This window comes from uncultured Alloprevotella sp. (assembly GCF_963536905.1).
In the GTDB taxonomy this organism is placed as follows: domain Bacteria; phylum Bacteroidota; class Bacteroidia; order Bacteroidales; family Bacteroidaceae; genus Alloprevotella.
Window position 1 is genome coordinate 90,944 of the sequence record NZ_CAUTBW010000003.1, and the last position, 11,297, is coordinate 102,240.

Genomic DNA, 11,297 nt, shown 5'->3' on the forward strand with positions numbered 1-11,297 from the left:
TTATTTTTATTAAAAAAAGGAGTTGCAATTAAACCTTTTTCTTCATCATTCGTCACTAAGAAAGTGACATCGCCCTAGGGAGGGTTATGTCTGTATGATTGAAACAGGATTATTCACAAGAAAGTAATTGCATGAAACGACTTCTTTTTTCATTGCTCGCTCTCATCATCTCTCAAACGCTTTTGGCCCAAAAATATGTGGTTACGGGCAGCGTGGAGGACGAGCGCAATATGAACAAACTTGAGTTTGCTTCGGCCACGCTGATGAAGCTCGATAGCACGAAAATCATTGGGACAATGACCGACAGCGTTGGTGCGTTCAAACTTCGTGTGGCACAGCCTGGTGCGTATATTTTGCGCGTCAGTTTTGTGGGCTATTCGAAAGCGGATCGCATGGTGACACTTACGGAGAACAATGATTCCATTGATTTGGGCATCATAGGTTTGGTGGGCGATAAATACACCTTGCAATCGGCCGTAGTCACTGGTACTGCCGCGCGTGTGCAGCAGGTGAGCGATACAACCATGTTCAACGCCTCGGCCTATCGCACGCCAACGGGTTCCACCCTCGAATCGCTTGTTAAGCAGTTGCCTGGTGTGGAAGTGAGCGACGACGGAACGATTAAGTGGAACGGAAAAACCGTCAAGAGCTTTCTCGTCAACGGTAAAGACTTCTTCAAGGGTGACACAAAGGTGGCGATGAAGAATCTGCCTACTGAGATGGTCAGTAAGCTGAAGGCGTACGACAAGAAAAGCGACTACACAGAGCAAACAGGTATCGACGATGGTGAAGAAACTACCGTACTAGACATCATGACGAAGCGCGAGCTGAACGAGTCGTGGATCGTTAATGCCGATTTGGGGTGGGGTAATAAAGACCGTTATGCTGAGAAATTTTTTGCCACTCGCTTCTCCGACAACAGCCGTATTTCTCTTTTCGGTTCGCTCAACAATACGGGCGACGAAGGTTTCGGCGGCCCGCGTGGCTTTGGCAGAAGTAACGGACTTACCTCGAGCAAAATGTTTGGTCTGGACTTCGAATGGGAGAATGGTAAGAAAAAGCGCGAAGCAGGCCGTTTGGAACTGGGTGGAAACGTTCGCTACAGCCACACGGGAGTTGACCTCCTCGCTAAGACCAATTCGGAGATATTTCTCACCAGTGGCTCTTCCAGTAGCTTTGCGAACAGCCTCTCTAGAAGCTTCTCGTCCTCTACCTTCGTTAATGGCGAATTGAAGCTGGAGTGGAGCCCCGACTCTATGACTTATATAGACATCCGTCCCACGTTCTCGCATAGCGACAGCCATAACAGCAGCAAGAGCAGGAGTGCCACTTTCAAAAGCGATCCTTATGGTTTGAGCGGTTCGCCGCTGGATAGCATCTTTGCAGCTAATCCTGCCGCTGCCCTCACCAGTATTGCTGTCAATCGTAGCGAACAGCTCTCGAAAGGCAGTAGCGTTAATAATTCTGTGGGTGGAAGCATGGATATCATTCGTCGCTTGGGAAGCAACGGACGAAATGTGAGTTTCCGTGCAAACTATAACTATAGCCAGGGACACAGTAGCACCTATTCCATCTCGGATATACAATACTATAACGGCAAGGCCGCAAGCTTCCTCAATCAGTATAGTTGGACGCCCAATAAAAACTATAATTATGGTTTGCGCTTTGGCTATTCCGAACCCTTTGCTAAAAATTGGAACGCGCAGGTGCGTTATGAATACTCCTTCCGTTATCAAGATAGTGACCGCAGCCGTTACAATCTGAATGAGATCGACTCGCTCACCTGGGGCAACCCACTGGCTTATCCGCCACTGGGAACGCTTCCTACCGAAGCCCAAGTTCTGCAAGCAGTGCGTGATGACTACAATTCACAGTATGCCACCTATCGTTATTTCAATAATAGTGTGAATCTGGGCGTGCGCTACAACAATAAAATAGTCCGTTTCGATGCTGGCGTAAGTTTCAATCCACAACGCACAAAATTGGCGTACGAACGCCCCGGACAGAACATAGATACCACCGTGGTACGCAAAGTGTTCAACGTCTCCCCACAAATGCGCTTCCGCTATCAATTCTCCAAGACCAATCAGTTTGAGTTCAACTACCGAGGCTCTGCATCGCAACCTTCGATGACGAACCTGCTCGACGTGGTGGATGATAGCAATCCTTTGCTCATTACTATGGGTAATCCCGGCTTGAAACCCTCGTGGGTAAATACGTTGCAGGTTCAGTATCGTGGCTACAATCCAGAGCAACAAGCAGGAATGTTCTTCGGTTTCGATTTCACGCAAACGTCTAACGCCATCTCCACGCGCATGGTCTACGATGACGCTACAGGTGTGCGCTATTCTCGTCCAGAAAATATCGATGGTATCTGGAGTATGGGAGCACATGGTATGTATAATTTCGGCTTTGGTAAAAACAAGGTTTGGACACTCTCCTCGTTCACTAATTTCAGCTTCAATCACGATGTAGGCTATGTGAGCCGCGTGAGTGGTGCTGGTCACACGCGCAGTCTTGTGGCGGCCTATTTGCAGACCACAGGTGTGCGTAGTCAGCACAATACAGCGTATTATAATAATGTGTTCAATTCTGCCAGTGCGGAGAAAAATATAAATAAGACCCTGAGTGTGGGCGAGCACTTACGCCTCAACTATCGTGCCTCCTTTTTTGATGCAGGTTTTATCGGTATGCTGAATTATCAGCACTCGCGCAACAGCATCCAAACGTCGGGCAATCTCAACACTTGGCAATTCAGCTATGGAGCAGAGGCCAATTTCAACGCACCTTGGGGAATGAGTCTCTCCACAGACATCCGTATGAGCAGTCGCCGTGGATATTCGGTAAGCTCCATGAATACAAATGAACTGCTTTGGAATGCTCAGCTCAGTCAGAGTTTTCTCAAGAAAAAGAACCTGACACTCAGCGTGCAGGTCTATGACATTCTCCAGCAGCAAAGCAATATCAGCCGCGTGCTCAATGCTCAGCTACGCAGCGACTCTTGGAACAATGCCATCAACTCTTATTTCATGGTACACCTTATATATAAGTTGAACATCTTCCCAGGTAGCAGTTCTTCAAAAGATGCTGATGCTAAGCGCGATGGTGAGTGGAAAGAGGGACCTGGAGGTCGTCCTGGTCCCGGTGGTCGTCCCAGTGGTGGACGTCCTGGTGGCGGTCCTGGCCCGGCTGTCCTGTCCCCCAGCAGTCGCTTCTAAGCCACACTAAAACAATCAGACATTTCAATAAGATAAGGACGCGCTTTGCGAGCTCTGCTTTCTTCCTCCCTACATGGAGAAGACTGTTTGCCGCAAAGCGCGTCCTTATTGTGTTTTACCGAATTTTATAGTCTACTCTTTGCAGGGAATTGATTCTGTTACTAACTTTGCTAAAAAATAAAGACGTAATGAAAACGAGGATAGGCCGATTTTTCGGTGTCTACTTTCTATGGGTCGTTTGTTTTGTTCTGCAAAAACCTTTCTTTCTCCTTGTGTATGGACAAAACGTGCAGCACCTCCGCGCAACAGATTGGTTGAGCATTATGTACCACGGACTCCCGCTTGATTTCAGTATGGCAGGGTATCTCTCCGTCATTCCAGCTTTGCTGCTACTCCCCACGCTTTGGCGAAAAGAGCAGTGGCCGCGGCGAACGTTGATGGCTTATTTTGGCTGTATATCTACTATCGTAGCGATGGCTTTCATCCTGAATCTTGTGCTCTATGGCTATTGGGGATTCCCACTTGATTCAACGCCTTTGTTCTATTTCTTCTCGTCGCCACAGGAGGCAGTGGCCAGTGTGAGCTTTGGATTCTTGCTCCTCGGCTTGTTGCTAACGGCTCTTTGCAGTGTCGCCATTTATGCCGTGTTCTATTTCTTCTTGCTTCGCCCGAAGCGTTGGCCGCAGTTTGAGAGAATTCACAATAGAGCCTGGAAGAGCTTGGCTCTGTTTCTTCTCACAGCCGCTTTGTTTCTCCCTATCCGCGGTGGGATAACAACGTCGACGATGAACGTAGGAAAAGTTTTCTACAGTAGCGACCCTGTTCTCAATCATGCCGCCGTGAATCCGCTTTTCAGTTTGATGGAATCATTGGTAGGACAAGAGGATTTCGCGAAACAATATCGCTTCATGGACGATCGTGCGGCAACGCACCTCTTCCGCTCTATGCAAGAACAGCCGGAAGCGAACGTGGTGCTTTCCGACTCCCTGCTGACCACACAACGCCCCAATGTGATGATTGTTGTGATGGAGAGTTTCTCCAACTTCCTAATGAAGGAAATGGGCGGATTACCCAATGTGGCGGTCAACCTTGATTCGATAGCCCGAACAGGAGTTCTCTTCACGAATTTCTACGCCAATAGTTTTCGCACCGACCGCGGATTGGTTAGCATCTTGAGTGGCTATCCAGCTCAGCCCACGATGAGCATCATGAAGTATCCCAGTAAGACGGCACATCTCCCATCCATCTGTGGCGCTCTTCTGAAAGTCGGTTATCGTCCTAAATACTACTATGGGGGCGATGCAGATTTCACCAAAATGCGCTCTTATCTCGTGGCGCAAGGTTTTACGGATATTGTCTCCGACCAAAATTTCCCCGTTGGCGACCGTCTCTCTAAATGGGGCGTCCATGACCATTTGCTTTTCCGCAAAGTGTGGGAAGAACTCCGCAGCGAAAAACCACAGCAACAGCCTTTCTTCCGCGTGGTGCAAACGAGCAGTAGTCACGAACCTTTCGATGTGCCGTACCACCGTCTAAGCGACGAGCGCCTCAATGCCTTTGCCTACACTGATAGTGTTATTGGAGATTTTCTCCGCAACTTCCGAACGTTGCCCGCATGGAAGAATACGCTCGTTATCCTTGTTCCCGACCATCTCGGGTGCTATCCCCCTCATATTAGCAATTTTGACATCAATCGCTATCGTATTCCGCTCATTCTGACAGGAGGAGCTGTTCGAGAACCGAAGCGCATAGATATTATTGGAGGTCAGCAGGACATCGCCGCCACGCTCTTGGCGCAGTTGGGCTTGTCGCACAAAGAGTTCACTTTTAGTAAGAATCTCTTCAATCCCCAAGCTCCGCATTTCGCTTTCTTTGCTGTGCCCGATGCTTTTGGGCTCGTCACCACCGATAACCAACTTATCTACGACAACCAAGCTCACCGCGTGATGCTCGACACTGGGCGGAGCAAAGGGCAGAACTTGCGGCCGGCAAAAGCTTATTTGCAAAAACTCTACGATGATATTGCTAAACGCTAACAAAGATGCTTGATTTCTTCACAGATCTGGACACACAGTTGATGCTCTTTCTCAATGGATGGCACACTCCGTATTGGGACAATTTTATGTGGCTCTATTCATCTAAATGGATATGGCTACCTTTCTATGCAGCTTTTGTCTTTGTGATTTTACGCAACTTCAAGTGGCGCGTTTCGGCTCTGATTTTTGTAGCTATATTTCTGACGATATTTTTCGCCGACCAAATTACGGCTACGCTGCTGCGTCCCATCTTTCATCGCTTGCGCCCATGCAATCTGGACAACCCCTTGTCGCAGTTCATTCATGTAGTGGCAAACGATCGAGGCGGCGCTTACGGTTTCCCTTCTGCCCATGCCGCCAATGCTTTCGGCTTTGCGTTTTTCATCCACTATTTGCTTCGCCGGAGTTGGCTCTCGCTGCTCCTCTTTGCGTGGGCACTAATGATGTGCTACACGCGCATATATTTGGGCCGGCACTATCCTGGCGACCTCTTGGTAGGCGCGATGGTAGGTTTTGTTAGTGCAAGTTTGTCTTATTATATGTTTCGTTACGTTGCAGGAAGTCAAAAAGAAAAGCCGCTACATGGAATCTCTGTCCCTCTTTACGTCCTACTCCTCACGCTTCTCACTTTTTTCATCCTTTCCTTTTTCTATCCCTATTAGGGAGTGTGGAGATATAGGCAATACAAGATAAAAATCCGCAATGAATTCTTTATTCAGAAACCATTGCGGTCAGGCGGGAAGAAAAGGCATACAAACCTATTCCCGTTATCACTGACTTTACCGACAGCGACGGAAAGGATTGCATGCAGGAAACCGTTCTGGAGAATTACAATCTCCTCGAGTCGTCCCGGTACATCTCGCGCATCTCGCTCGTCGAGTCGGTTACCGTGAACGGATTCCCGTTGGCATCGTAAATGTAATGATTATGCCCGATTTGCGAGGGTACCGTCGGGTGGTTGTTGTCCTCGTACAGATAAGCGAACGCATACGTCTGTGCCACCTTACTCGAATCCACCTTTTGTTTCTTGGTGAGCGGCTCGTCCATAATGCCATAGGTCATATCCAATCGATACGACGCCGTTTTGGCCTTTTCGTTTTCCGAAATCAGATGATTGATGTCGTCGTAGACCGATAATAGTCCATTCTTTTACCCGAATTTATTGCTCATGAGATAGTCTTTCTTATTATCTTAAACTCGCATATGTTATTCTAATCTCATTTTTTTCTTTCCCTAAAGTTGTTATATATATAATTCTACCATAATTATCATATTTGTACTGACATCTGTAAATAACGGTCTCGTCAGAAAAATCTGGCTTGTATTCATATCGGAACTCTTTAAGTAAGCCTTTTTCTATAACTATTGTGAGCGTTAAAACATAATCGACTCTTGCATTAATATATGTGTAATATTTGTTGATTTTTAATATATTAATTGTTTTACAATCGCCTTTTGTTTGAATAAAAGATTGAATTTCCGACTTATCATAATTGGATAATATATCAGAGATAATACAAAGGTCTTCGAAAATAACCTCCGGATATTTTATATTCACCCCCCACGATTCCAAGTATTTTAATTGTTCGAAAAAGATATTTTGCATATCTTTCTCGACTTTTGTGAGCCTTATAGGTTTCTTTTTCTTGCTTTTATAGACAGCTTCTTTCTTTTCATTTATATATAGACTCTTGGAAATATACCCAGATTCATACGATAAGGTAACATCCACCTGATGAGCTTCCGCTACTTTACTGTTAAGAGGAAAATATAATAATAAAAGAAGTAAAAACACTTTCATAATTAATATCTTGTATAATGAGAAGTTTTTATTAATTTGTTTTCCAAAATATTGTTCTACCATATACAGCAGTGGATTGTAATCGCATTTTTCCCGCATTAGGGTTAGGAATTGACTTCTTTGTTTCTGAGTTATAAAAAGAATCCCGTGCAGCACGAATCATAGGTGCTTTGAATGCTTTACCAATATTATTTTTCCACTGAGCATAATGTTTTGGAGAAATATTTCAACCCATAGTATTCATATGTATTTCAAAACGACCATTACTTCTACACCATTGCGGATTTTTCTTTCATAGATGGGTTTTTGTTTACGTGCAGAATAAAGATTACGATTTTGGTAAGAAATAATGAAACCAATCAGCTAATGGTGAGGGACAACTAAGCAATCCTTCATTGTATTGCAAATTGAGAAAAGAAAAACGGATACGCTCTTTGGGTTGATATTTCGCTGCATACACAGATAAGCTTCGCCCACTAATGCAGTTTTCAGCCTTTACCTCTATTGGGATAATATTCTCTCCCCATTGAATGATAAACTCAATCTCTGCTCGATTATCAGAAGACCAATAATGAGGGACTTCATCTTTCATCAATGGCATTAAGGATTGTACAACAGCATTTTCTGCCATACTCCCCTTGAACTCGGTGTAATTAGCATTAGCATTTAGAACCACAGTTGCTGGAAGTCGGGCAAGGCGGCGAAGTAGTCCACAATCACAAGCGTAGACCTTGAAAGCAGTAGGATCTTCGTAGGCAGAAATAGGTAGTCCTGGTTTGCTGATGTTGAAAACTCTGTAAATCATACCTGCATCCTCCAGCCAGAGTAATGCGTCTTCATAATCTTTAGACCGTGCCCCAGGTTTAACAATCTTATAGATGAATTTTCGATTTTTTTTGGCCAATTGTGATGGTAGTGAATGCCAAATAGCATGAATACGTGGAATGTCTCTTGCTGTGGCATATTTGGCAAAGTCAAGCTCATAAAGATCAAGAATCTCTTGCTGTACCTGCTCCACAACTTCCATTCCCCTATTTTCGAGTAAGCTGATAACTGCTTCGGGCATACCACCACATACGAGATACCGCCGATATTCCATTTTCAACTTATTGAAAATTATTTCGGGAAGATGGTTCGCTTCGTCTAAATCCTCCACATAGCGATATGTTCTTTCGTCTGCAGCACGCAAAAATTCGCGGAATGTGATAGGGTACATACGCATGATGCTTACCTTACCTACTGGCACTGTCATGTTGCGCTTTTTGACTGCTACACCGAGCAAACTACCAGCGGCTATAACATGATACTCTGGAGCATCTTCATAAAAATACTTCAAGCTATTCAGTGCTTCTTCGCATTCTTGAATCTCATCAAAAATGATAAGCGTTTTTCCTGCAACAATAGGAATGTCAGTATAGAGCGAAAGCTCTTTGAGGATTCTTTCGGGGCTTTTAGATGTTTGGAATACTGACTTCAATTCCGGTTGGCGGTCAAAGTCAAACTTAGCATAATACTCAAAAGCCTCTCTACCGAAGGCTTCCATCGCCCATGTTTTGCCAATCTGTCTTGCTCCTTTCAGCAAAATAGGCTTCCTTTTTGGATCTTCTTTCCACTGCTTGAAAGAGTCTATTATATCTCTTCTAATCTCCATAATACATTTTTAAGTGCGGAAAAATGTAGTGATGATACGCTTTTCTGCAGTTATTTTTGCAAATATGGTAATTATTCTTAAAATCAGCAAGCTTTCTAAATAGAAAAATATATCTCTACTGAGTGATTAAAGAACTAAAAGTTATAGAGGTTCTATTGAAAGGCTAAAAGGACAAAGTTCTCTCTGAGAAATTATAGATGTAATGATAGTTTTAAGCAGCGGGTGGTGGTTTCCGATATGGCAGCGCGGCAGTCGATGCGTTCGCCTACAAGCCAGAGCGGGCCAGCAGCATCGCAAACGATGAGGGCGGCGCGTTTGTGAATGCGCGAGCGGTGACAATTGGTGAGATAATCGCTCACAAGTTTACTTCCCTTCATGCCGTATGGGTGGAAACGGTCGCCAGGTTGGAGACTGCGGACGAACAACTCTCCTTGAATCTTGTCGGCATCAAGGGTGGCAACTTCTGGAACTCTGCTAATCTCTACCTTCTCGCATTTTTCTATGAGCAATGTGCGCCCAGCGGACAATGTTGTATTGCTTTCGCCGAGAGGAGTAGGGGGAACTTCTTCAATGATAGGCGAAAGTATGAGCCGTCCTTGATGGAGAGTGGCCCACCCTGTGGTACTCGTGAAGAAAATGCCCGATTCGCCTTGCAGCTTAGGGAAGATGTCAGAAATATGGGAAGAACTGAACCCATACTCCTTCATGAGGAGGAAAAGATATGTTTGTGGCGCGGAGGAGTTTAGCAAAGTGTCCACTTCAACGGAAATGCCGAACGTCTCTTCCCGCACGCTTTCTTTTCGGAACTTTTCAAACTGTTCTCCGACGATGTTGTCGGCTTCGGCCATACGCTGCATGGTTTCTGCAAGGGTGCGGTCGAGCGATGGGTTCATCTGGCGCAACAAGGGGAGTATTTCTTGTCGCAGTTTGTTGCGCCTATAATAGGTGTCCGCATTTGTACTATCCACAACAAATGCTTCGCCTTTTTCTTTCAAGTAAATTTCAATCTCTTGTCGAGTCACGCCGAGGAGCGGTCGGATAACATCCGTAGTGCGAACGGACATACCTGTCAGTCCTTGCAAACCAGCACCGCGCAGGAGGTTGAGGAAGAACGTTTCGGTGTTGTCTTCCTGATGATGCGCTACAGCCACAAAGCGGATATTGCGCTCACGGAGCAATTTTCGGAACCATGTGTACCGCAAATCTCGCGCCGCCATTTCGAGACTCACTTTTTGCACTTTCGCCACCGCCTTTGTGTCGAAGTCGACACGATGAAGCGGCACATCCAATCGCTTGCAGAGTTGCTCCACAAAAGAGGCATCGCGGTTGGCTTCTTCATCGCGCAAATGGAAATGACAATGTGCTGCCTCCAGAGGATAACCCAAGTCGCGCAACACCAGCAGAAGAGCAACAGAATCAGCTCCACCACTGAGAGCTACCAAAACACGCTCGCCATCATGGAGCAGATGATGGCGAACGATGAGTTGGCGGATATTGTCTGTAAACTTCAATGTCTTGTTGTGTCAGTTGTGGGCGAAAGATTCTCAATAGGAAGCTGTGGCAGGAATTCCTTCTTTCTCAATCATTGCCACGATGCGATCCAGTTCCTCGTGAGTAGCTTTCTGTAAGTCGTGGTTGGGCGTTTCGCGGTCGATGGTGTAGATCATTACCTGCTGTGGCTTGATTTCTTTGACAGCTTCAAGCCATGGCAGCACATATTCATCGCCCGTATTGTCCACATTCTTCCCATCTACGGTTCCTTTCATGAACATTGTCTGCACAATGACATGCCCATTGAAAGCCTTGAGCGCTTCGACCACCTTTTCAATATCATAAGGATACAAAGGGCGATCGACGAGCTGTATATACTCCAGATTGATAGTGTCGAGCTTGAGGATATTGTTATCCACAAGCATGAGAGCTTTGCGGATATTGGGACGCGCCGCAAAAGAGGCATTACTCAGCACACTCACCTTTGCTTTCGGACAAAAACGATTGCGCAGCGCGATGGTATCCTCTATGATACCCAAAAAGTCGGGGTGGGTGGTAGGTTCTCCGTTACCAGCAAAGGTAAGTACATCGGGTACTTCTCCTTCCATGTGCATCTGCTCCAAACGAAGTTCGAGCGCACGTTGCACCTCCTGCCGTGTGGGGCGTTTGGAGTGAGCAATGCGATCTTTATTGAAGCCACATTCGCAGTAGACACAATCGAACGTGCAAACCTTTCCATCGCGTGGCATCAAATTGATGCCTAAAGAAATTCCCATCCTTCGGCTGTGGACAGGACCATATACTGGTGCAGGATAAATAATTGTTGACATAATCTATAAGTTATCCGCGCGAAGTTACTGTAAACGTCCGAATTTTCCAAACCCTCCTCTTGTTTCTTATTTCATATGTATCTTGCCTTCTATTTTTAATCGTATCTTTTCTGCTTTAGGAGCTAAAGAAATAGTTGCGAAAGTTTTTGTGGCGGCTGTACGACACCGCTGGTGTCGGAGGTGAGTGGTGCACCCTCTCCACGGGTTCTCCCTTCGGGCATCACCCGCGGTTAAGCATGGTGTGTCCCCTCCGGGGACAGTGGGTGCGGG

The 11,297-nt window shown here is 45.9% G+C and carries 8 protein-coding genes and 1 pseudogene; 5 read left to right on the forward strand and 4 right to left on the reverse strand.

The features are described 5' to 3' along the window. Window positions 1-131 precede the first annotated feature (131 nt). The 5 genes and pseudogenes from ABLA33_RS01115 to ABLA33_RS01135 all read left to right on the forward strand — a co-directional run bounded on the left by ABLA33_RS01115 (window position 132) and on the right by ABLA33_RS01135 (window position 6,391). On the forward strand, window positions 132-3,218 hold the full coding sequence (locus ABLA33_RS01115; RefSeq protein ID WP_347718907.1) for an outer membrane beta-barrel protein: 3,087 nt from the start codon (window positions 132-134) through the stop codon (window positions 3,216-3,218). A 188-nt stretch (window positions 3,219-3,406) separates the two neighbouring features. Next, a complete protein-coding gene (locus ABLA33_RS01120; protein ID WP_347718908.1) occupies window positions 3,407-5,254 on the forward strand; it encodes a sulfatase-like hydrolase/transferase in 1,848 nt (615 codons plus the stop codon). A gap of 5 nt (window positions 5,255-5,259) precedes the next feature. Then, window positions 5,260-5,916 carry a phosphatase PAP2 family protein gene (locus ABLA33_RS01125; RefSeq protein ID WP_347718909.1) on the forward strand — a complete coding sequence of 219 codons (657 nt, stop codon included), beginning with the start codon at window positions 5,260-5,262 and terminating at the stop codon, window positions 5,914-5,916. 68 nt (window positions 5,917-5,984) lie between these two features. After that, window positions 5,985-6,098, forward strand: a pseudogene (locus ABLA33_RS01130) (conjugal transfer protein TraG); the annotation flags it as partial. An 83-nt stretch (window positions 6,099-6,181) separates the two neighbouring features. Further along, window positions 6,182-6,391, forward strand: a complete 210-nt coding sequence (locus tag ABLA33_RS01135; RefSeq protein WP_347718910.1) for a hypothetical protein — start codon at window positions 6,182-6,184, stop codon at window positions 6,389-6,391. 49 nt (window positions 6,392-6,440) lie between these two features. Here ABLA33_RS01135 and ABLA33_RS01140 read toward each other — a convergent pair whose 3' ends face one another. From ABLA33_RS01140 to ABLA33_RS01155, 4 genes are all read right to left on the reverse strand, one after another. After that, window positions 6,441-7,118 carry a hypothetical protein gene (locus ABLA33_RS01140; protein ID WP_347718911.1) on the reverse strand — a complete coding sequence of 226 codons (678 nt, stop codon included), beginning with the start codon at window positions 7,116-7,118 and terminating at the stop codon, window positions 6,441-6,443. A 265-nt stretch (window positions 7,119-7,383) separates the two neighbouring features. Further along, window positions 7,384-8,706, reverse strand: a complete 1,323-nt coding sequence (locus ABLA33_RS01145; RefSeq protein ID WP_347718912.1) for an ATP-binding protein — start codon at window positions 8,704-8,706, stop codon at window positions 7,384-7,386. A 191-nt stretch (window positions 8,707-8,897) separates the two neighbouring features. After that, window positions 8,898-10,217 carry a tRNA lysidine(34) synthetase TilS gene (gene tilS, locus ABLA33_RS01150; protein ID WP_347718913.1) on the reverse strand — a complete coding sequence of 440 codons (1,320 nt, stop codon included), beginning with the start codon at window positions 10,215-10,217 and terminating at the stop codon, window positions 8,898-8,900. Between the two features lie 33 nt (window positions 10,218-10,250). Continuing rightward, window positions 10,251-11,027: a radical SAM protein gene (locus ABLA33_RS01155; protein WP_311491034.1), complete on the reverse strand. Its 777-nt coding sequence runs from the start codon at window positions 11,025-11,027 to the stop codon at window positions 10,251-10,253. Between the last annotated feature and the right edge of the window lie 270 nt (window positions 11,028-11,297).